This is a genomic window from Alphaproteobacteria bacterium (genome assembly GCA_020638555.1).
Classification (GTDB): domain Bacteria; phylum Pseudomonadota; class Alphaproteobacteria; order Bin95; family Bin95; genus JACKII01.
The window spans coordinates 89,603-111,588 of record JACKII010000006.1 but is presented as its reverse complement, the minus strand read 5'-3'; the positions used below and the strand labels follow the sequence as shown (position 1 = coordinate 111,588).

Sequence of the window (21,986 nt, the reverse complement as noted above, 5' to 3'; positions counted from 1 at the left end):
GCTTTCGACCATGACCCGAGAAACACCGCCGGACGGCCATCTGCTGAACGAGACCGAGTGGCTGACGCTCCGGGCGCTGGCCGACGTGATCGTCCCTCCCAGCGAGAAATACGGCGTGCCGGGCGCCGGCGACGAGGCGATTGCGAAGACCATCGTCAAGGATGCCAACTACGGCGACAAGCTCGCCCGGCTGATCGCCGCGCTCGATACCCTGAATACGATGGCCCAGGCCGCACACCGCGCCGACTTCGTGCTGCTGCATCCGGGCCAGCGCGAGGCGGTGGCCCAGGCTTTCCGCGAGGAAGAACCGGCCGCCGCAACCCTGGCGGAGCAGTTGGTGACGCAGTGCTATTACCGCGACGACCGCGTGGTGGCATCGCTCGGCCTGGAACTGCGCCCGCCCATGCCGGAGGGCTACAAGGTGGAGCAAGGCGACTGGTCGCTGCTGGACAAGGTCCGCCAGCGCCAACCCTTCCACCGACCGGCGGGCTGATCTTCTCCGCCCCTCCCGGAGGTCCCGGATCGCCGCGCCGCGCCGTCCGGGAAAGCTCGGTGGCGAGCGGTCAGACCTGCCTTCTGAGCTTTCCCCGCCCCCTTTCCGAGCTTTCCCGGCCGCGCCAAAGGCGCGAGCCGGGACCTCGGGCCGTTTGAATCTCCCCCAAAGTCGGAGCCAGCTTCCGGAGGTCCCGGATCAACGCTCCGCGCCGTCCGGGAAAGCTCGGTGGCGGGCGTGGGGCGGCGATCCTTCCCTCCAAACGCCCGCCCCCTTGCGTCCCGCCGGTGGCCGCGCAACACTCCCCTTCAAACTCAGAGCAAAATCCCGGAGGAAACGCGCCCATGGAATTCGGCGTCACCATGTTCCCCACCGATTTCTCGATGGGACCGGCGGACCTCGCCATGGCGGTGGAGGAGCGGGGCCTTGACGCCCTGTTCATCCCCGACCACACCCACATCCCGGCCGGCAGCGACGAGGCGTTCCGCATCGCCGACAAGATGCCGCCGGACTACTCGCACAATATCGACATGTTCATCGGCCTCGCCGCCGCGGCCGCGGTCACCAAGCGTATCCGCCTCGGCACGGGCATCTGCCTGGTGGTGGAGCGCGACCCGATCATCACCGCCAAGGAAGTGGCGAGCATCGACCATATTTCCGGCGGGCGCGTCGATTTCGGCGTCGGCGGCGGCTGGAACCAGCCGGAAATGGAGAACCATGGCGGCCAATGGGCCAAGCGCTTCAAGCTCATGCGCGAGCGCTGCGAGGCCATGCGCGCGATCTGGACCCAGGAAAAAGCCAGCTATCACGGCGAGTTCGTCCATTTCGACGACATCTGGTCCTGGCCGAAGCCGGCACAGCAACCGCACCCGCGCATCTTCGTCGGCGGCGACGCGCCCCGCACGCTCGACCGGGTGATGCGCTATGGCGACGGCTGGATTCCGATGCTGGCGGATCATCCCGACCACGACCGCTGGGACGAACGCCTCGCCATGATGCGCGAGTTGCGCCGCCGCACCGACGCCGCCGGCCGCGCGCCGATGCCGATCACCACCTTCGGCACCCCGCGCGACCCGGGCCGGGTGGAGCAACTGCGCGAGGCCGGCGTCACCCGCTGCATTTTCGGCCTCAAATCGGCCCCGGCCGACGACGTGCTGCGCCGGCTCGACCGGCTCGTGCAATTCCTGGAGAGTGTGCGATGATCGAAGCGATTTTCGACCTGCCAACCCCGGACGGCGGCATGGAGACCTTCCTCTGTCGTCCGGAACGCGGCGAGCCTGCCCCCGCCGTGCTCATGCTGATGGATGCTCCCGGCATCCGCGAGGAACTCTATGGCATGGCCCGGCGGCTGGCGACCGTCGGCTATGCGGTGCTGCTGCCGAACCTCTATTACCGTGCCGGCCGCGACACCAAATACGACCCGGCGACCGTGCTGGAGAAGGGCCATCCGGAGCAGGCTCGCATGCGCGCCGTCCGCACCAAGATGACCATTCCGCCGGTGATGCGCGATGTCGGCGCCATGCTGGACTGGATCGACGCCCAACCGGAAATCTCCAGCGGCCCGGTCGGCACCCACGGCTATTGCATGAGCGGCCCCTATGCGCTCGCCGCCGCCGCACGCTATCCCGACCGCATCGCCGCCGCGGCCAGCTTCTACGGCACCTGGCTGGTGAACGAAGAGGCCGAGGAAAGCCCGCACCGGACGTTGGGACAGGCCAAGGGCGAACTCTACATCTCCTGCGCCGAGCACGACGACCTGGCGCCGCTCGACATGGTGGCGAAGCTGAAAGAGTTGTTCGACGCGTCCGGCAATCCGGGCGAGTTGGAAATCCACCCGGGCGTGCATCACGGCTTCGCCTTCCCCGGCCGCTGGTGCTACGACGTCCCCGCCGCCGAACGCCATTGGGAACGCCTGATTTCCCTCTATCGGCGCCGGCTGGGCTAGATCTCCCAGCTTTCCCGGAAGCGGCAGAGCCTCTCGCGCTTTCCCGGAAGCGGCGGAGCCGCTATCCGGGACCTCCCGCCGCCGGCGCCCCACCCGGCCAGAGATCCCGGCCCTCCGTTCGCTGCGCTCGCTTCGGCCGGGACAGCGCGCGGATTGCGCCCGCTACGCTCGGGCGCTCGGCAACGCACCGGTTTGCCGGCGCCGAAAACTGTGCTTCACTCCTCCGGTCGACCAGAGGAGCCCAGCCCATGCAGCACCCCACCTCCCCCCTGAACGGCGATTTCGGCGTGATGATCGAGGGCGTGACCCGCCGCGACCTGCTCGACCCCACCTTCCAGCAAGAGGCCTTCGCCCTCTGGACGAAACACGGCGGCCTGCTGGCGCTGCGCGGCTCCGACCTCGCCGACACGACGCCGGACGAGCTGATGGCCTGGACGGAGGTGTTCGGTGCCGTGGAATACGGCAACTTCGTCGCCCGCGAAGACAAGATGGTGCAGGGCTTTCCCATCCTGCGCATCGGCAATATCCGCGACGAGGCCGGCAAGCTGAAAGCCTCGCTGGCGCGGGTGCCGCAATTGCGGTCCGACGCGGATATCCGCTACGATCCCGCGACGCGTCGGCCGGTCTGGCACACGGATTCGACCTTCCGGCAGAGCCCGCCCATCGGCTCCGTCTTTCATTGCAAGATCGCGCCGGAGTCCGGAGGCGAGACCCTGTTCGCCGACATGCGCGCCGCCTATGCCGACCTCGATGCCGAGACGAAAGCCCGGCTGGACGGGCTGGAGGCGGTCTGCTCGCTGGCCCACCACGACAAGAAGATCAACAAATACTCGCCGGACTACCCGATCCTGACGCCGGAACAACGCGCCGCCAACCCGCCAAACCGGGTGCCCGTCGTGCTGAACCACCCGGTCAGCGGCGAGCCGGCGCTCTATGGCCTGAACAGTTCCACCTGCGCCATCCTGCCGAAGGGTGAGCCGATCGCGCCGGACGTGCTCGATGTCTGCGACCTGGAGGGGGAGGAGCATGAGAGCGTGCAGATTCTGCGCGGCCTGCTGCCGACCATCACCGGGCCGGCCTACACGGTGAAATGGGCCTGGCAGCCGGGCGACATCGTCACCTGGGACAATCGCTGCACCATCCACTCCGCCACCGGCTATGACTACGAGCGCTACAGCCGCGAAATGTGGCGCCTGACCCTGCTGGTGCCCGAGCGCAAGGCCCTGGCCGCAGAATAGCCCGGCTCCGGGCACTGCCGTAATGTTTCCCGGAGCCTGCCGGGCAGGCATCCAGGATCTCCTGCCGGCCGATCCTCCCCAGAGATCCCGGATCGCCGCTCCGCGCCGTCCGGGAAAGCCGGGATTTGGGGCACACGCCGCCGCGCTTCCCGCCATTTCCCAGCTCTCCCGGCCAAGCCGAAGGCGCGAGCCGCGATCTCCACCCGTCTGAACCTCCGCCACTGGGAACACACCAGTCTCTATGCAGGGCCGCCACTGCCGCCTAGGCTAGGTGCAAACGCCAAACGTCCCCAAGCTTTCGAGACTGTCCCCCATGCCCATCGCCCGCCTGCTCATCGCCAACCGCGGCGAGATCGCCATCCGCATTGCCCGCGCCGCCACCGACCTCGGCATCGGCACCGTGGCCGTTTACGCCGGCGACGACGCTGCCAGCCTGCACACCCGCGTTGCCGACGAGGCCGTCGCCCTGCCCGGCAATGGCGCCGCCGCCTATCTCGACATCGAGGCGGTCATCGCCGCCGCCAGGGAAGCCGGCTGCGACGCCATCCACCCCGGCTATGGCTTCCTGGCCGAGCGCGCGGATTTCGCCCGCGCCTGCACCAAGGCCGGCCTGACCTTTGTCGGCCCCTCCACCGATCATCTCGCCCTGTTCGGCGACAAGGCCCGCGCCCGCGAGGCGGCAATCGCCGCCGACGTGCCGGTGACCAAGGGCCTCGACCATGCCGTGACCCTGGCGGAGGCCAAGGCGTTTTTCGCGACCCTCGGCGCCGACGGCGCCATGATCATCAAGGCGGTGGCCGGCGGCGGCGGCCGCGGCACGCGGGCGGTGCTGGCGGCGGCAGACATCGAAGAGGCCTTCGCCCGCTGCCAGTCCGAAGCCAAGGCCGCGTTCGGCAATCCCGATGTCTATGTCGAGGAATTCATCCCCCGCGCCCGCCATGTGGAGGTGCAGATCCTGGGCGACCGCACCGGCCAGGTCGCGCATCTGGGCGAGCGCGAATGCAGCGTGCAGCGCCGCTATCAGAAAGTGGTGGAGATCGCCCCCGCCCCGGCCCTGCACGAGGAAGTCCGCCAGGCGGTGATCGCCGCCGCCGTGCGCTTCGCCCGTTCGGTCGGCTACGGCAATCTGGGCACGTTCGAGTTCCTGGTGGACACGACGGGCCGGCCCGATGCCCCGCCCTTCGTCTTCATCGAGGCCAACGCCCGCCTTCAGGTCGAGCACACCGTGACCGAGCAGGTGACCGGCGTCGATATCGTCCAATCCCAGCTCCGCCTCGCCGCGGGCGAGACCCTCGCCGATCTGGGCCTGGACGATCCGGCGCTGGCCCGGCCCCGCGGCTATGCCATCCAGTGCCGGGTCAACATGGAAACGATCCAGCCCGACGGCACGGTCAAGCCCGGCGGCGGCACACTCGCCGTCTACGAACCGCCGAGCGGTCCGGGCGTGCGCGTCGACGGCTTCGGCTATGCCGGCTACCAAACCAGCGGCCTTTACGACTCGTTGCTGGCCAAGGTCATCTGCCACTCGCCGTCGCCCCGGTTCGCCGACGCCATCGCCCGCACCAGCCGCGCCTTGTCGGAGTTCCGCCTGGAGGGTGTCACCACCAATACTCCGTTCTTGAAGAATGTCTTGAACGCGGAAGCATTTGCATCGGGTGAAGTGCATACCCGCTGGGTCGACGACCATTTGGGCGCGCTCGCCCAGCCGCCGGCCGACACCCGGCTGCGCTATGTGGCCAACGAACCGAAAGCCACGGCCGATGCCGCCGACGGCTTTGCCGGCGCGCGGGTGAAGAGCAGCGACCCCCTCGCCCTGTTCGCACACGACCAGGCGGTGAAATCGCAACAGGCCGCCCAGCAACAGGCGCAGTCCCCCGCCCTGCCCGCCGGTCCGGACGGCTCCATCGGCATGGTTGCGCCGATCCAGGGCACCATTGTCTCGATCGGCGTCGCCGAGGGCGATACCGTGCTCAAGGGCCAGCCGGTCGCCGTCATCGAAGCCATGAAAATGGAGCACGACGTCAAGGCCGACCGCTCCGGCCGCGTCCGCCAGGTGACCATGACCGCCGGCGACGTGGTGCGCGAAGGCTATCCGCTGGTGTTCATCGAGGAAGCGCACGTGGATGGCGCCTATGCCGGCGGCGATACCGGGCTCAACCCGGATCACATCCGCGGCGACCTACAGGAGGTGATCGACCGCCACGCCCTGACCCTGGACGAAAATCGGCCCGGTCCCACCAGCAAGCGGCACAATATGGGCTATCGCATGCCGCGGGAGAATATCGCCGAACTGGTCGACGAGGGCTCGTTCGAGGAATACTGGCCGCTGGCCGTCACCAAGCAGCACCAGCGCTACGACCTGCCGACCCTGCGCGAGAAATACCCCGGCGACGGCGTTGTGGCGGGCACGGCCAGCATCAACGGCGACCTGTTCTCGCCGGAGAAGTCGCGGGCGGCCATCGTGCACTACGACTACACCGTGCTGGCCGGAACCCAGGGGCGGCGGAACCACTACAAGCAGGACCGCATGTTCCATCTTTGCGAGCGGTTCAAGCTGCCGATCATCATGTTTTCCGAAGGCGGCGGCGGCCGCCCCGGCGAGGATGACGACGGCCCCCGCGTTGCGTTCGACACGCCGACTTTTACCCAATTTTCAAAGCTTTCGGGCCTGGTCCCGATGGTGGGTGTGAACAACGGGCGCTGCTTTGCCGGCAACACCGCCCTGCTGGCGTGCTGCGACGTGATCATCGCCACCGAACGCTCGACCATCGCCATGGGCGGGCCGGCGATGATCGAGGGCGGCGGCCTCGGCATCTATACGCCGGAGGAAGTCGGCCCGATGTCGTTCCAGGTGCCGAACGGCGTCGTCGACATCCTGGTGAAGGACGAGTCGGAAGCCGTTGCAACGGCAAAGAAATATCTTTCCTACTTCCAGGGCCCGATCGCCGATTGGGAGGCCAGCGACCAGCGCACCCTGCGCCATGTCGTGCCGGAAAGCCGGGTGCGCCTCTACGATATGCGGGATGTATTGCACACCTTAGCCGACAAGGGCAGTGTGTTGGAATTGCGGGAGAAATTCGGCATTGGTATCATCACGGCCTTCATCCGCATCGAGGGCCGTCCGATGGGTGTCATCGCCAACAACCCGCACCATCTGGCCGGTGCCATCGATAGCGACGGTTCGGACAAGGCCGCCCGCTTCCTGCAACTCTGCGACGCCTTCGATATTCCGGTCCTCAGCCTGATCGACTGCCCCGGCATCATGGTCGGCCCGGAGCATGAAAAGACCGCTCTGGTAAGGCATTGTACACGGTTGTTCAACACGGGCGCGAATATGACGACGCCGCTGTTCACCGTGGTCGTGCGCAAGTCCTACGGGCTGGGCGCGCAGGCCATGTGCGGCGGCAGCGCCCTGGTCGGCTTCATGACCGTCGCCTGGCCGACGGCCGAGTTCGCCGGCATGAATATCGAGGGCGCGGTGAAACTCGGCTTCCGCCCGGTGCTCGCCGCCATGGAAGACCCGGAGGAGCGGCTGGCCGAATTCACCCGTCGTGTCGACGCGGCTTACGAGACCGCCCGTGCCGTCAATGCGGGCAGCGGTGGCGGCATCGACGACGTCATCGACCCGGCCGACACCCGCCGCTGGATCGCCAACACCCTGAAACGCCTGCCGCCGCAGCCGCCGCGCGAGGGCAAGAAATACCCTTATATCGACACCTGGTGAGCGATCTTCCTCCACACGAAAGCTGTGTTCCCCGGAGGTGGCGGAGCCACCATCCGGGGCCGGTGTCCTTCATCGAACACGGGCCCCGTCGGTGTTCGCACGCACAAAGCGATCCCGGATCGGCGCTCCGCACCGTCCGGGACACAGGGGACGTTGGTGTTTTGAACAGACTGCGGCGGCGGCGCGATCGCGCTCAGTCGCGCTTGCCATACCCGCCGGCGCCGGGGCTCTCGACAATGGCGGCCTGATCCTCGCAGAGGGTGCGGTTGCCGGTCTTGGGCGGCAGCGGCTCCTCGCCGCCATCGCCGAGCCTGAACGCGAACCGTCCGGGCTTGCCGGCCTCGCCGCCGAACACCCCCCACGGCGGCAAAAGGAACCGCTCGCCGACGCCGTTGAAGACGCAGGTGTGCCCCACGGGCCGCACCACCCGGCGAATGCCGCGGCCACCGGAAAACCGCCCGGCCCCGCCGGACTCCGGCACCAAACCGTATTCCTCCACCAGCAGCGGGTATTCTTGCTCGATCGCCTCCACCGGCAGGTTCGAGGTGTTGGTGATGCCGGTCTGCACCCCGTCCTTGCCGGCCTTGGTCGCCCGCGCGCCGCCGCCGCCGCCCACGGTCTCCAGGTAGACATAGCCCTGGCCGGTGCGCGGGTCGGTGCCGCTGAACACGGCCATGGTGTTGGCCCCGTTCGGCGCCGCCGTCACCTGCTCCGGCAGGGCCGGGGCGAGCGCGCCCATGACCACGTCGATGATGCGCTGGCAGGTGTGCGCCCGGCCCGCCACGGGCGCCGGGAAGACGCAGTTGATCAGGCAGCCCTCCGGTGCGTCGACCCGAACCGATTCGATCACCGCCTGGGTGTTCGGCGCTTCCGGGTCCAGCAGCGCCTTGATGGCATAGGTGACGCTCGCCACCGTCGCATTGTGGGTGCAATTGACATTGCCGGGCGTCTGCGGGCACGTGCCGGCGAAGTCGAAACGCACGTCACCGGCCCGGGCCGTCACCGTCACGGCGATGGTCAGGTCCTCGTTGCCGACGCCGTCGTCGTCCATGGCGTCTTCGAAGCGATAAACGCCGTCGGGGATGCGCGCCAGCGCCTGCCGCATGCGCTCGGCCGAGCGCTCGATGATCTGGTCCATGCCGGCGGCGGTGGCGGCGGCCCCATAGCGCCGGATCACCTCGCCCAGCCGGCGCTCGCCCAGGCGGCAGGCGGCGATCTGGGCGTAATAGTCGCCGCGCCGCTCCACCGGCAGGCGCACGTTCAGCAGGATGAAGTCCAGCAGTTCCTGGTTCAGCCGGCCGCGCTCGAACAGGCGCATGACCGGAATGCGCAGCCCTTCCTGATAGATCTCGGTCATGCCGCCGCTCATGGAGCCGGGCGCCATGCCGCCGACATCGGCGTGGTGGGCGATGTTGGCGACGAAGCCCACCAGCCGCCCCTCGGCGAACACCGGCACCGCCAGGTTGATGTCCGGCAGGTGGGTGCCGCCGGCGGTGTGCGGGTCGTTCGCCAGGAACAGGTCGCCCGCATGGATGTCGTCGCCGTATTTCGCCAGCAGCGAGCGCATCAGCCCTTCCATGCTGGCGACATGGATCGGCAACGAATGCTCCGCCTGCGCCACCAGCCGGCCCCGCGCGTCCATGATCGCGGTGGAGTGGTCGTGCCGCTCCTTGATGTTGGTGGAATAGGACGACTTCATCAGCGCGATAAAGGTCTCGTCCGTGATCGAGCGCAGCGCGTTGGAGAAGATCTCCAGCGTGATCGGGTCGAGGCGTGGGGTCATCGGAAGTCTCTCATTTTCGCGTTTCCCCTGGCGTCATTGCGAGGTGGCGGAGCCGCCGCGGCAATCCAGGAACGACACCGGCAGGAGGCGGCAAACTGGATTGCTTCGTCGCCTACGGCTTCTCGCAATGACGCCAGGATGAAAGCACGGTGGCCAGGATCACACGTCATCGAAACGCTCCTCCCAGGGTCACGATCAGACTGCCGTCGGCGGCCACAATGGCGCTGTCGGCCGGGTCGAGCGGTGTGGTCGCATCCAGTTGCTCCACCATGGCCGGCCCCGCGAGGCGCATGCCGGGGAGAAGCTCGGCCCGGTCGTAGACCGGCGTCGCCAGTGCCGCCTCGGGTTGAGAGTCGAACCAGACCGGCCGGCGCTCGCGTGGCTGCGGCAGCGGCGGCGGCTTGGCCGGAAGCGGCGGCAATACCGCCTCCCGGTGCATGGGCGCGCGGGCGGTCAGGCGGAAAGCCACCGCCTCCACCGTGTCGTGCGGGTTGTGGAAGCCATAGGCCTGGTCGTGCGCGGCAAAGAAGGCACGGCGGATGCTCGCGGCGTCCGGCAGAGCCACCGCCTCGCCCGCCGCGGCATCGGCCAGCGGCACGGTCAGCTCGAAATTCTGGCCCTGATAGCGCATGTCCGCCGCCAGGTTGAGCCGCCCCGCCCCGGCCTGCTGCCCGGCGAGCCAATCCGCCGCCTGCTCCGCCAGCCCGGCCACCAGCGCCGCCGCGCCGGCAAGGCCGGCCTCGTCCACGCTCAGGCGTTCGGCGGCGACGAAGTCCTCCTTCAGGTCGGCGACGATCAACCCTTCGGCGCAGAGAATTCCCGGCGCGGGCGGCACCACCATGCGGGTGATGCCCAGGTCCACGGCGACCGCGCGGGCGTGCAAGGCGCCGGCGCCACCGAACGGCATCAGCGCGAAGTCGCGCGGGTCATGCCCCTTCTCGACCGAAATCGTGCGGATCGAGCGCACCATGGTCGCCACCGCAATGTCGAGCACGCCCAGCGCCACCCGTTCCAACCCCAGGCCCAGCCGCTCGGCCACGGGGGCCAGGGCGGCGCGGGCCAGGGCCGGGTCCAATGCCATCTCGCCGTTCAACAGGCCGCGCGGCGACAACCGGCCGAGGATCAGGTTGGCGTCGGTTACGGTGGGCTCCGTTCCGCCCAGACCATAACAGGCCGGGCCCGGCACGGCGCCCGCGCTCTGCGGGCCAACCTTCATCAACCCATCCCGGTCGAACCAGGCGATGGAGCCGCCGCCGGCGCCAACCGTATCGATATCCACCATGGGCAGCCGGATCGGGAAGTCCGCCACCGTGCGCTGATAGGCGAGCGCCGGCTCCGCGTTGCGGATCAGGGCCACGTCAGCGCTGGTGCCGCCCATGTCCAGCGTGATCACGTCCGGAATACCGACCCGCCGCGCCACCGCCACCGCGCCCATGGCCCCCGCGGCCGGGCCGGAGAGTGCGGTGCGCACCGGCAGGTCGCGCGCGGTTGCGGGCGTCATCAGCCCACCCGACGACTGGTTGATGCCCAGCACCGCCCTGGGCGCGAGCCGGGCGATGCCGTCCGCCAGCCGCTCGACATAGCCGGCCATGACCGGTTGCAGATAGGCGTTGATGACCGTGGTCGAAAAGCGCTCGAACTCGCGGAATTCCGGCTGCACCGCGCTGGAGAGCGACAGGTGCAGGTCCGGCATCGCCTCGGCGAGGGCCTGGCCCAGCGCCTGTTCGTGCTGCGGCGACTCGAAGGCAAACAGCAGGCAAACCGCGCAGGCGTCGGCGTCCGTCGCCCGCACCGCCTCGACAACACGGGCGATTTCGTACGGCTCCAGCGGCTGCACCACCCGGCCGCCGGCGGAGATGCGCTCGGCCACTTCCAGCCGCCGTTCCTCGGGCACCAGCGGCGCGGGGGCATCCCGTTGCAGGTCGTACATGTGTGGCCGCACCTGGCGGCCGATCTCCAGCAGGTCGCGGAACCCCTTGGTCGTCACCAGCGCGACCTTGCCGCCCTTGCGCTGGATCAGCGCGTTGGTGGCGACCGTGGTGCCGTGCGCCACCCGTTCGGCCCCGGCAAGGTCGAGCGCCGTCGCCGCGGCCATCTCCTCCAGGCCTGCCAGGATGGCCCGACCGGGATCGTCCGGCGTGGAGGGGCGTTTGAACAAGGCCTGTCCGCCTGTCTCGGGATCGACCGCAAAAAAATCCGTGAAGGTGCCGCCGACATCGACACCGACCACCCAAACCATCGGGTTACCTCTCCTGTTTCTTCTGGGTTGGTTGTGCGTCTCAGGCCGCCGAGGCCCGGGCGCTTTCCTCAATTTCCAGTTGCAGAACGTCATTGAAGCGGTTGAAGGCACCGCAAAGCGCAATCCGCCAGGTGAGTTCGACGATCTGGGCGTCGGAAAAATGCCGGCGCAGCCGCGCGAAGATTTCGTCGCGGGTGCGGTTTGGCTCCAGCGTCACCTGATGGGCATACGCGACCACCAGCTTGTCGACATCGTCCAGTTCCGGGTGGGTCTCATAGGCCAGCAGACCCTGCACGCCTTCCGGCGAGACCCCTTCCACAGAGAGCATCGGGCCGTGATGGGCAACGCAATAATCGCACTGGTTCAGCAGCGAGACCGCCACCAGCGCCAGTTCCAGATAGCGCCGCGGCAGCACGCCCTCCTCGCGCAATTCCGCCAGCATGCGCGCGGTGTTGCGCAGAATGGGCGCGCGGTGGCCCATGGCGCCGGCCAGGTGCGCGAACGGACCATAGCCGGTGAGCGCGTCGAACTCGGCCAGGGCGTCCGGCGCGACGGCCTCACGGGTGATATAGGGAATGCGGGCCATGGGCGCGCTCCTCTGCCGGTGGGCGGATCGGAAGCGCCCCATTCTCGCCAAGTTTGCGGCCAAGTCCAGAGAACCGAGACGGACCGCAGCGGTCTCCGGCTAGGAGCGAACCTCCAGGCGGCGCCAGTGCCGGCTGTCGCCGGGCACCTGCCGCGCAATCCAGTGCAGTGCGGCCTGATGCCAGAGCAGGACCCGGTCCAACCGGTTGTCCAGCACGAGATCGCCCCGGTCGGTACGCAGCACCAGAACCACATGGGCGGTGCCTTCCCCGTCGCGTCCGATCGCCAGCCACAGCGCCGCCGCCGGCCAGCCGCCGGCCACCAGCGCCGCCCGTTTGGCCAGCGCGATATCTTCACAATCTCCGGTTGTGGCCGCCGCCACCCAGTAATCGCTCTGTCCATAGGCCTGCCCGTCCGGCCGGTAGCGAATTCGTGAATTCCACTTTTGATTGTATTTCTCAAGCTGGCGGATAGCGGCATCGCTCATGCGCACCACACCCGGCGAACCGGTCGGATCGGCACAGGCCGCCGGCGTTCGCCGGCAATAGCTTTGAAAGCCGGAAGGGGCCGGAACCAGCCCGCTTTCCCCCAACCATTGCGGCAGCGCAAGCGCCCGCTCGCCGGGCCACAGCCCGATGAGAATCGCACCGATCAGCAACAAAACCCGCATGGAGCCAGCATCTCCGCCCGCCATTGCCAAAGCCTTAAAACATCTTATGGTTGTTTTCTGTCTGGCGGTCAACGGGATTTTCAGGTTCCGTTCTCAAAAACCCCCATATCAGGGGACGGAGCGGCAAGCCTGCCCTTGCAAAACACAATCCGTGATGAAAGATTGCGGTCCATGTTTACCGAAATTTGGCGAGAGTGCGTGATGCGTCGGGTATTGATTCTGGGCACGGTCATCCTGCTGACCGTAACGTCGGCCTTCGCCAAGGCCACGAATCCCTCCGATCTGATCAAGGGGGTCACCGAACAGGCGATCACCATCCTCCAGAACACGCAGCCGTATTCGGACGAGCGGAAACAGCAACTGCAACAGTTGTTCCGCACGTCCATGGACCTGCCGTTCGTCGGCCGCTTCGTCATGGGCCGCTACTGGCGCACCATGAGCCCGGAGCAGAAAGCGGCCTACACAGAGGCGTTCGACCGCTATGTGCTGACCGTCTATGCCGGGCGGCTGAACGAGTATTCGGGCGAGTCGATCCAGGTCACCGAAAGCCGCAAGGTGGACGAGCAGGACACCATTGTCGGCTCGCAACTGATGCGCCAGAACAAGGCGCCCGTCAGCCTGGAATGGCGCGTGCGCCAGAATGGCGGCGAGGCCAAGGTGATCGACGTGGCGGTCGAGGGCGTGAGCATGGCGCTGACCCAGCGCCAGGAATTCGCCTCGATCCTTCAGCGTGAGGGCGTGGACGGGCTGATCAAACAGCTCAAGAATCCCAACCCGCCCCGTTAAGCCGCCGTCCGCCGGCTCCCCGGGAGGCTTCGCGATAAACACCTGTTAAGGTTGATGCATTCCAGGCGTCAGCGCCCTGAAATCGTGAGCCATATCTGGCCAAACCCTTAACAATTCCGGCCTTCCGGCGGGATTGCGCGCCACCGCCATCGCCCGTCCGCCGGGCTTGTCACCGGCGGCGGCAGCGGCCATCCTGGCCTGGCGATTCCCCCTCTCCAGCAACGAGGCCCCATCCATGCCAGAGCTTGGCGACACCGCCCCGGATTTTACCCTGCCCACCGACAATGGCGGCAGTTTCACGCTCTCCGGCCAGAAGGGCTCGCCCGTGGTCGTCTATTTCTACCCGAAGGACGACACCAGCGGCTGCACCAAGGAGGCCATCGCCTTCACCGAGGCGTTGCCGGCCTTCGAGGCCGCGGGAGCCAGGATCATCGGCATTTCGCCGGACAGCCCGACCAAGCACGACAAGTTCATCGCCAAGCACGAGCTGAAAATCACCCTCGGCGCCGACGAGGACAAGGCCGTCTGCACCGCCTATGGCGTCTGGGTCGAGAAGTCGATGTACGGGCGCAAATACATGGGCGTCGAGCGCTCCACCTTCCTGGTCGACTCCGACGGCAGGATCGCGCAGGTCTGGCGCAAGGTGAAGGTTCCGGGCCACGCCGAAAAGGTGCTCGACGCGGTCAAGGCGCTCTAGCCGCCATGACCGCCGCGTTCGGCTCCAGCGACCGGGAATTGCTCGCCTATCCGACGGTCTATCGCCCGGACCTGTTCGCCGGTCAGGTGGTGCTGGTCTCCGGCGGCGGCAGCGGCCTCGGCAAGACCGCAGCGACGTTGTTCGGCCGGCTCGGCGCCACCGTCGCCATTTGCGGCCGCGACGCGGCCAAGCTGGAGGCCGCGGAGGCCTTTTTCGCCTCGGCCGGCATCAAGAGCTGGTCCCGCGCCATGACCATCCGCGATCCGCAAGCGGTGGAGGCGCTGTTCGACGCCCTCTGGCGCGATCTCGGCCGGCTCGACGTGGTGGTGAACAATGCCGGCGGTCAGTTCCCGCAAGCCGCCCTGGAGATGTCGCCCAAGGGCTGGAACGCGGTCGTCGACACCAACCTGAACGGCACCTGGTACATGATGCAGGCGGCGGCCCGTCGCTGGCGCGAGCGCGGGGCAGCCGGCAATATCGTCAACATCGTCGCCGACATCTGGCGCGGCCTGCCGCAGATGGCGCACACCACCGCGGCGCGGGCCGGCGTGATCTATGCCAGCAAGACCGTGGCGGTGGAGTGGGCGCCCCACGGCATCCGCGTCAATTGCATGGCGCCCGGTTGCTGCGAATCCAGCGCCTTCGGCCGCTACCCGCCCGCAGGCGCCGAGACCTTCACCCAATCCAACCCGATGATGCGCGCCGGCGACGAGTTCGACGTGGCCGAGGCGGTGCTCTATCTCGCCTCGCCCGCCGCCAAATTCGTCACTGGCGAGGTGCTGACGGTGGATGGCGGCCAGCAGATGTGGGGTGACCCCTGGCCCAATGGCCGGCCCGGCGCCTTCGAGATCGACTACAGCAAGGGCCGCCTGCCCCAGGAGGACTGACCCCATGACCCGCCGCCTGATCTCGTCCGGCTCCGCCCTGGAACGGACCGCCGGTTATTCCCGCGCCGTCGTCGACGGCGACCTGGTGTTCGTCGCCGGCTGCACCGGCCTCGACTACGCCACCAATACCCTGGCCGAAGACGCCGAGGCGCAGACCCGCCAGGCCTTCCGCAACATAGAATGGGCGCTGCAACAGGCGCGCTGCTCGCTCAGCCAGGTGGTGCGGGCCACCTACTATGTCACGGACCGCGCCGACGTCCCCGCCATCCTCAAGGTCTGCGGCGAGCATTTCCGCGACATCCGCCCGGCTAGTACCTTGCTGGTCTGCGGCTTGGTGCGCCCGGAAATGAAGATTGAGATCGAAGTCACGGCCCGTATCCCCAGCACCGATGAGGATCGCAACTAGCCGGCCTCACTGTCCCATTCGGAGCCCCCATGCCCACGATCCTGATTACCGGCGCCAATCGCGGCATCGGCCTGAACCTGGCGCGCCTCTATGCCGCCGAAGGCTGGCGGGTCATCGCCACCGCACGCAACCCGGAAAAGGCCCATGACCTGGCCGCGCTGCCCGGCACTGTCGCCGTCGAGCCGCTGGAGGTGACCGACCACGCCGCGGTGGAGGCGCTGGCCGCGAAGTACCGGGGCCAGCCGGTCGACATTCTCTGGAACAATGCCGGCGTCATCGGCAGCGGGGCCGCCGCGCTCGGCTCCATCGACGCGGAGGAACTGCGGCGGACGCTGCTGATCAACACCTATGCGCCGATCCTGATCGCCGACGCCTTCCTGCCGCACGTGCTGGCGAGCGACCGCAAGGTCATGGCCTTCACCTCCTCCCGGCTGGGCTCGATCGCGGAGGCGGGTGGCGGGCGCTATGGCTACGGCCCGTCCAAGGCCGGCCTCAACATGGCCTGCAAGGCGCTGGCGGGCGATCTGCGCGGCCGCGGCGTCATCGTCCTGCCGCTGCATCCCGGCCATGTGGCCACCGACATGGGCGGCGCCGGTGCGCCGGTCTCACCGGACCAGAGCGCCCGCGGCCTGAAGGCCATCGCCGACCGCGCCACCCTCGCGGACAGCGGCAAGTTCGTGGATTATCGCGGCCAGCCGATTCCCGGGTAGGCGCGCTTCCGGGGGCGCCTTGCGCTTCCGCGCAAACCCCGCCAAGAATGCATCTGTCGTTAGTGGAGGTTTCGCCAATCATGCCAGTGATCGAGAGCGGCCTGCGTCCGCGCTCCAAAGAGTTTCGCGCCAACGCCGCCGCCATGCGCGCGCTGGTGGATGATTTGCAGGCCAAGGTCGGGCAGGTGAAGCTCGGCGGCGGCGAGCGGGCGCGGGCGCGCCATCTGGAGCGGGGCAAGCTGCTGCCGCGCGACCGGGTGCACGGCCTGATCGACCCCGGCGCGCCCTTTCTGGAATTCTCGCAACTGGCCGCCTTCGGCATGTATGGCGACGAGGCGCCGGGCGCCGGTATCGTCACCGGCATCGGCCGCGTTTCCGGCGTCGAATGCGTCATCGTCGCCAACGACGCGACGGTGAAGGGCGGCACCTATTACGCCATGACGGTGAAAAAGCATCTGCGGGCGCAGGAAATCGCCATGCAGAACCGTCTGCCCTGCATCTATCTGGTCGATTCCGGCGGCGCCAACCTGCCGGAGCAGGACGAGGTGTTCCCCGACCGCGACCATTTCGGCCGCATCTTCAACAACCAGGCCAATATGAGCGCGGCCCGCATCCCGCAGATCGCCGCCGTGCTGGGCTCCTGCACCGCCGGCGGCGCCTATGTGCCGGCCATGTCGGACGAAGCGGTGATCGTGAAGGGCCAGGGCACGATTTTCCTCGGCGGGCCGCCGCTGGTGAAGGCCGCGACCGGCGAGGAGGTCTCGGCCGAGGATCTGGGCGGCGCCGACGTGCACAGCCGCATTTCCGGCGTGACCGACCATTATGCCCTGAACGATGCGCACGCGCTGGCCATCGTCCGCCGGATCGTCGCCAACCTGAACTGGCAGAAAGCGCCCGGCGTCTCCATCGAGCCGCCGCGGGCGCCGATCTACGACCCGGAGGAACTCTACGGCGTCGTCCCCGCCGACCTGAAACAACCCTATGACGTGCGCGAGTTGATCGCCCGCGTCGTCGACGGCTCGGAGCTGGACGAGTTCAAGCAGCTTTACGGCACCACCCTGGTCTGCGGCTTCGCCCGGCTGTTCGGCTATCCGGTCGGCGTGATCGCCAACAACGGCATCCTGTTCTCGGAGAGCGCGCAGAAGGGCGCGCACTTCATCGAGCTTTGCGCCCAGCGCAGCATCCCGCTGATCTTCCTCCAGAACATCACCGGCTTCATGGTCGGCCGCAAATACGAGGCGGGCGGCATCGCCAAGGACGGCGCCAAGATGGTGATGGCCGTCGCCAATGCGCGCGTGCCAAAGCTGACGGTGATCGTCGGCGGCTCGTTCGGGGCCGGCAATTATGCCATGTGCGGCCGGGCTTACGCGCCGCGCTTCCTCTGGATGTGGCCGAACGCCCGCATCAGCGTGATGGGCGGCGAACAGGCCGCCAACGTGCTGGCCACCGTGCGCGACGATGTGATGAAGCGTGCCGGTAAGACCTGGGGGCCGAACGAGCGCGAGACCTTCATGCAGCCGATCCGGGAGCAGTACGAACACCAGGGCCACCCCTATTACGCCTCGGCCCGGCTCTGGGACGACGGCATCATCGACCCCGCGGAAACCCGCATGGTGCTGGGCCTCTCGCTCTCCGCCGCCCTGAACGCCCCGGTCGAGAGCACGCCCTTCGGCGTGTTCCGGATGTAGGAGGAAGCCCCGATGTTCCGCACCCTCCTCATCGCCAATCGCGGCGAGATCGCCTGCCGCATCGCCCGCACCGCCCATCGCCTGGGCATGCGCACCATCGCCGTCTATTCCGAGGCCGACCGCGACGCGCTGCACGTGCAGTCCTGCGACGAGGCCATCTGCATCGGCCCGGCGAGCGTCCGCGACAGCTATCTCAACATCAAGGCCATCATCGCCGCTGCCCAGCGCACCGGCGCCGAGGCGATCCACCCCGGCTACGGCTTTCTCTCGGAGAACGCCGCCTTCGCCCAGGCCGTGCTGGACGCCGGCCTGATCTGGGTCGGGCCGCCGCCGGAAGCCATCGCCGCCATGGGCTCGAAGAGCGGCGCCAAGGCGCTGCTGGAGCCGGCGGGCGTGCCGATGGTGCCCGGTTATCACGGCGACAACCAGGACCCGGACTTCCTGCTGGCCAAGGCCGAGGAGATCGGCTTCCCGGTCCTGATCAAGGCCGTGTCGGGTGGCGGCGGCCGCGGCATGCGCATCGTCGAGAAAGCCGACGACTTCACCAAACTGCTGGAAACCGCGCAGCGCGAGGCGCTCGGCGCGTTCGGCGACCCCTCGGTGCTGCTGGAGAAATACCTGCAACGCCCGCGCCATATCGAGGTGCAGGTGTTTGCGGACCGGCACGGCCAGGTCGTCCACCTGTTCGAGCGCGATTGCTCGATCCAGCGCCGCCACCAGAAAGTGGTGGAGGAAGCCCCCGCCCCCGGCATCAGCAGCGCGACCTCGGCCGCGCTGGGGCAGGCAGCGGTCAACGCGGCCAGCGCCATCGACTATGAGGGCGCCGGCACCTGCGAATTCCTGATGGATGCGGACGAGTCGTTCTACTTCATCGAGATGAACACCCGCCTGCAGGTGGAACATCCCGTCACCGAGTGGATCACCGATACGGACCTGGTCGAATGGCAGTTGCGCGTCGCCGCCGGCGAGCCGCTGCCGCTCAGCCAGGACGATATCCGGGTCCAGGGCCACGCCATCGAGGTGCGCCTCTATGCGGAAGACCCGGCGCGGGGCTTCCTGCCCCAGACCGGCACGCTGGAAGTGCTGAAATTCCCGGTGCATGACGGCTTTGTCCGCGTCGACAGCGGCGTGGCCGAAGGCGACCAGGTCTCGCCCCACTACGACCCGATGATCGCCAAGCTGATCGTGCGCGGCGAGAATCGAGCCCGGGCGGTGGCGCGGCTGCGCTCGGCCCTGGCGGACACCCAGATTGCCGGCGTCACCACCAACCGCGCCTTTCTGCACGCCATCGCCCGGCATCCGGCCTTCGCCGACGGCGACGTGCACACCCATTTCATCGACCAGCATGGCGAGGAACTGCACGTCACTCCGCCGCCGCCCACGGACGAGGTGGTGGCCGCGGCCGTGCTCACCCTGCTGGACCGGCGTCGGGCCGCGGCGGAGTCCCGCGCCGACGCCACCGCCGACCCGCACTCGCCCTGGAACTCCACCCATGGCTGGCGCCTGAACGAGCAGATCCACGAGACCGTGGAACTCGATTGGGAGGAAGAGCGTTACGCCATCGACGTGGCCTATGTCGGCAGCGAATACCACATGACCCTGCCCCACTCCCCCGCCCACACCCGCGTCGTCCACCGCGCGGCCGGACGCCTGGGGGTGGAGATCGCCGGGCGCCGCTTCAATGTCGGCGTCCATGCGGAGGGCGGCCATGTGACGGTCATGGCGCGCCGCGCCACCTACCAGTTCGCGGTGCACGATCCCGGCACGGCCGCGCTCGGCCAGGACACCAGCGGCGGCCGCCTGACCGCGCCGATGCCGGGCAAGGTGACGAAGGTGCACGTGCAGGCCGGCGCCACGGTCAAGAAGGGCGCCCCGCTGCTGACCCTGGAAGCCATGAAGATGGAACACACGCTCTCGGCCCCCGCCGACGGCACCGTCACCGCCATGCGCTGCGGCGAGGGCGACCAGGTCGACGAGGGCGTGGAACTGGTGGCGTTCGAGGCGGGTTAGCGGCTCGCCCCGCCCGCCCGCCGGCCCTGGCGCGCCTGTACCGCATCCGCTAAACCGGCGGCCAACGCCGATCAACGCGTGAGAGTTGCATGAAGACCGCCCTCGTCACCGGCGCCGCCCGCGGCATTGGCCTCGCCACCGCGAAGACCCTGATCGGCCAGGGCTGGCGCGTCGCCATGCTCGACGTCGATGGCGAGGAGTTGGAACGCGCCGCCGGCGGGTTGAACAGCGCCGTGCCGCTGCATGGCGACGTCTCCGACCCGGCCTCGGTCGAGCGGGTGCGGGCGGAACTGGCGCACACGTTCGAGGGTCGGCTGAATGCCCTGGTCAACAACGCGGGCGTCGCCGATTTTGGCCCGATCCGCGAGGCCACGTATGAGCGCTGGCGCACGGTCATGGCCACCAATCTGGACGGCCCGTTCCTGATGACCCAGGCCTTCACCGCCATGCTGGCCGCCGCCCACGGCAGCGTCGTCAACATCACCTCGATTTCCGGCCAGCGGGCCAGCACGCTGCGGGTCGCCTATGGCACGTCCAAGGCCGCGCTGGCGCATCTGACCCTGCAACAGGCGGTGGAACTGGGCGAGTTGGGCATTCGCGTCAACGCCGTCGCGCCCGGCCCGGTCAACACCAAGCTGGCGCTGGCGGTGCACACGCCGGAAATCCGCGCCGCCTATCACGACGCCATCCCGCTGAACCGCTATGGCCGCGAGGAGGAAATCGCCGGCGCCATCGCGTTTCTGGTGAGCGACGCCGCCAGCTATGTCACCGGCCAGATCCTGGCCGCGGACGGCGGTTTCAGCGCCGCGGGCGTCGGCCTGCCGGCCTTGCGCGCCGCCCCGCCAACCGACGCGACCGACTGACACCGGCAGCCCTGGCATTTGCCCCGCTCCGTGGCCCGAAACATCCGCCTCTACCCCTGGTTCCAGGCCTGCAAGAGCCTGCTGTTCTGGCAGGCGATCTGGTTCCTCTACTTCCAGACCGAACTCTCGGCGGCGGAGGCGGTGCTGCTGGCCGCGGTCTACGACCTCAGCACCACCGCGCTGGAGGTGCCGTCCGGCTATCTGGCCGACCGGGTGGGGCGGCGGGCGACGCTGATCGCCGCGAGCCTGGCCACGGCCTGCGGCTGCCTCGTGCTGGGCGTCGGGGGGGCGTTCTGGGTGTTTGCGCTGGGGCAGGTGCTGCTCGGCACCGGCTCCGCCTTTGTCTCCGGCGCGGACAGCGCGCTGCTTTACGACTCGCTGAAGGCCACGGGCCGCGAGGAGGAGGTCGCCGCCCAGGAGGTGAGGGCCTGGCGGTTCGGTTTCGGCGGTCTGGCGGTTTCGGCGGTCACCGGCGGGCTGATCGCGCTGCATGCGCCCGCCCTCACCTATTTCGGCGCGGCCGGCGGCATGATGGGCGCGCTCTGGATCGCGACCCGCTTCCGCGAGCCCCCGGTTTCGCCGGGCGAGACCGCCGGCCTTTCCGTCGGTGGGCAGTCCCGCGTGGTCCTGGCGCGGCTCAGCGAGCATTCGCTGGCCTGGTTCTTTGCCGTGGCCGTGGCGATGTACGTGTTCTCGCACGTGCCGTTCGTCTTCGGCCAACCCTTCATCGAACAGGCGCTGGCCCGGTTCGGCCTCTCGGCCGATGCGCCGGCGGTGAGCGGCGCCATCGTCTCGGCCATGATGCTGGTATCGGTGGCGTCAAGCTGGTTTGCGCTGCCATTGACCCGGGCGCTGGGCGCGCGCCATGTGATCCTCTGCGCGCTGGGCCTCCAGGTGGCTCTGGTCGCCATGCTGGCCGCGACGGCGCATGTTGCCGCCGTGGCCGTGCTGCTGCTGCGCATGGTCCCCAACGCCTTTGCCCGTCCGCTGATCCTGGCGGGCGTGCAACCGCAATTGGAGCGCGCCTATCGCGCCACATTCCTGTCGCTGCAAAGCCTGCTGGGGCGAGTGATCCTGGCGGGAACCCTGCTGCTGGTCTCGGAAACCCTGCCGAGCGAGGGTGTGCTCACGCATGCGGCCCTGCGCCAGGTGCTGCCCTGGTATGTGGCGGTGGGCGCGGCCGTCCTGGCCGTGCTGGCCTGGCTGGGCCGTCGCGCCAAGCCGCCGGCGCACTGACACGCCGCCAGCGGACTGACACGCGA

18 protein-coding genes are annotated in these 21,986 nt (G+C 68.5%); 14 read left to right on the top strand and 4 right to left on the bottom strand.

Going from position 1 to position 21,986, the window contains the following annotated elements; genetic code table 11:
• Positions 1-10 precede the first annotated feature (10 nt).
• From H6844_18330 to H6844_18310, 5 genes are all read left to right on the top strand, one after another.
• On the top strand, positions 11-493 hold the full coding sequence (locus H6844_18330) for a gluconate 2-dehydrogenase subunit 3 family protein (GenBank protein MCB9931366.1): 483 nt from the start codon (positions 11-13) through the stop codon (positions 491-493).
• Between the two features lie 344 nt (positions 494-837).
• Entirely contained in the window at positions 838-1,695 is an 858-nt protein-coding gene (locus H6844_18325; protein ID MCB9931365.1) for an LLM class F420-dependent oxidoreductase, read from the top strand.
• Positions 1,692-2,438, top strand: a complete 747-nt coding sequence (locus H6844_18320; protein MCB9931364.1) for a dienelactone hydrolase family protein — start codon at positions 1,692-1,694, stop codon at positions 2,436-2,438. The genes H6844_18325 and H6844_18320 overlap by 4 nt, the downstream gene beginning before the upstream one ends.
• Positions 2,439-2,686: 248 nt before the next feature.
• Positions 2,687-3,676: a TauD/TfdA family dioxygenase gene (locus H6844_18315; protein MCB9931363.1), complete on the top strand. Its 990-nt coding sequence runs from the start codon at positions 2,687-2,689 to the stop codon at positions 3,674-3,676.
• 313 nt (positions 3,677-3,989) lie between these two features.
• The gene (locus tag H6844_18310; GenBank protein ID MCB9931362.1) at positions 3,990-7,400 is read left to right on the top strand and encodes an ATP-grasp domain-containing protein; all 3,411 of its coding nucleotides are present in this window, start codon (positions 3,990-3,992) and stop codon (positions 7,398-7,400) included.
• A gap of 193 nt (positions 7,401-7,593) precedes the next feature.
• On the opposite strand, the gene H6844_18305 is transcribed toward H6844_18310, so the two are convergent.
• From H6844_18305 to H6844_18290, 4 genes are all read right to left on the bottom strand, one after another.
• Positions 7,594-9,183 carry a hydantoinase B/oxoprolinase family protein gene (locus H6844_18305; protein ID MCB9931361.1) on the bottom strand — a complete coding sequence of 530 codons (1,590 nt, stop codon included), beginning with the start codon at positions 9,181-9,183 and terminating at the stop codon, positions 7,594-7,596.
• 166 nt (positions 9,184-9,349) lie between these two features.
• Complete coding sequence (locus tag H6844_18300; GenBank protein ID MCB9931360.1) at positions 9,350-11,422, bottom strand: hydantoinase/oxoprolinase family protein; 2,073 nt, start codon at positions 11,420-11,422, stop codon at positions 9,350-9,352.
• A 40-nt stretch (positions 11,423-11,462) separates the two neighbouring features.
• Positions 11,463-12,008, bottom strand: a complete 546-nt coding sequence (locus H6844_18295) for a carboxymuconolactone decarboxylase family protein (protein MCB9931359.1) — start codon at positions 12,006-12,008, stop codon at positions 11,463-11,465.
• Between the two features lie 99 nt (positions 12,009-12,107).
• Positions 12,108-12,677, bottom strand: coding sequence for a transglutaminase-like cysteine peptidase (locus tag H6844_18290; GenBank protein MCB9931358.1), 570 nt, complete (start codon positions 12,675-12,677; stop codon positions 12,108-12,110).
• A 201-nt stretch (positions 12,678-12,878) separates the two neighbouring features.
• On the opposite strand from H6844_18290, the gene H6844_18285 reads away from it, so the two are divergent.
• The 9 genes from H6844_18285 (at position 12,879) to H6844_18245 (ending at position 21,960) form a co-directional block, all read left to right on the top strand.
• Entirely contained in the window at positions 12,879-13,463 is a 585-nt protein-coding gene (locus H6844_18285) for an ABC transporter substrate-binding protein (GenBank protein MCB9931357.1), read from the top strand.
• 235 nt (positions 13,464-13,698) lie between these two features.
• A complete protein-coding gene (gene bcp, locus H6844_18280) occupies positions 13,699-14,160 on the top strand; it encodes a thioredoxin-dependent thiol peroxidase (GenBank protein MCB9931356.1) in 462 nt (153 codons plus the stop codon).
• Positions 14,161-14,165: 5 nt separating this feature from the next.
• Positions 14,166-15,047 (top strand): SDR family oxidoreductase, encoded by an 882-nt coding sequence (locus H6844_18275; protein MCB9931355.1) that lies wholly within the window; start codon positions 14,166-14,168, stop codon positions 15,045-15,047.
• A gap of 4 nt (positions 15,048-15,051) precedes the next feature.
• Positions 15,052-15,453, top strand: a complete 402-nt coding sequence (locus H6844_18270; protein ID MCB9931354.1) for a RidA family protein — start codon at positions 15,052-15,054, stop codon at positions 15,451-15,453.
• 29 nt (positions 15,454-15,482) lie between these two features.
• Positions 15,483-16,163, top strand: coding sequence for an SDR family oxidoreductase (locus tag H6844_18265; protein MCB9931353.1), 681 nt, complete (start codon positions 15,483-15,485; stop codon positions 16,161-16,163).
• Between the two features lie 80 nt (positions 16,164-16,243).
• Positions 16,244-17,851, top strand: coding sequence for a methylcrotonoyl-CoA carboxylase (locus tag H6844_18260; GenBank protein ID MCB9931352.1), 1,608 nt, complete (start codon positions 16,244-16,246; stop codon positions 17,849-17,851).
• A 12-nt stretch (positions 17,852-17,863) separates the two neighbouring features.
• Positions 17,864-19,861, top strand: a complete 1,998-nt coding sequence (locus H6844_18255) for an acetyl/propionyl/methylcrotonyl-CoA carboxylase subunit alpha (protein ID MCB9931351.1) — start codon at positions 17,864-17,866, stop codon at positions 19,859-19,861.
• Positions 19,862-19,950: 89 nt separating this feature from the next.
• Positions 19,951-20,724: an SDR family oxidoreductase gene (locus H6844_18250; GenBank protein ID MCB9931350.1), complete on the top strand. Its 774-nt coding sequence runs from the start codon at positions 19,951-19,953 to the stop codon at positions 20,722-20,724.
• A 30-nt stretch (positions 20,725-20,754) separates the two neighbouring features.
• A complete protein-coding gene (locus H6844_18245) occupies positions 20,755-21,960 on the top strand; it encodes an MFS transporter (GenBank protein ID MCB9931349.1) in 1,206 nt (401 codons plus the stop codon).
• Positions 21,961-21,986: the final 26 nt, after the last annotated feature.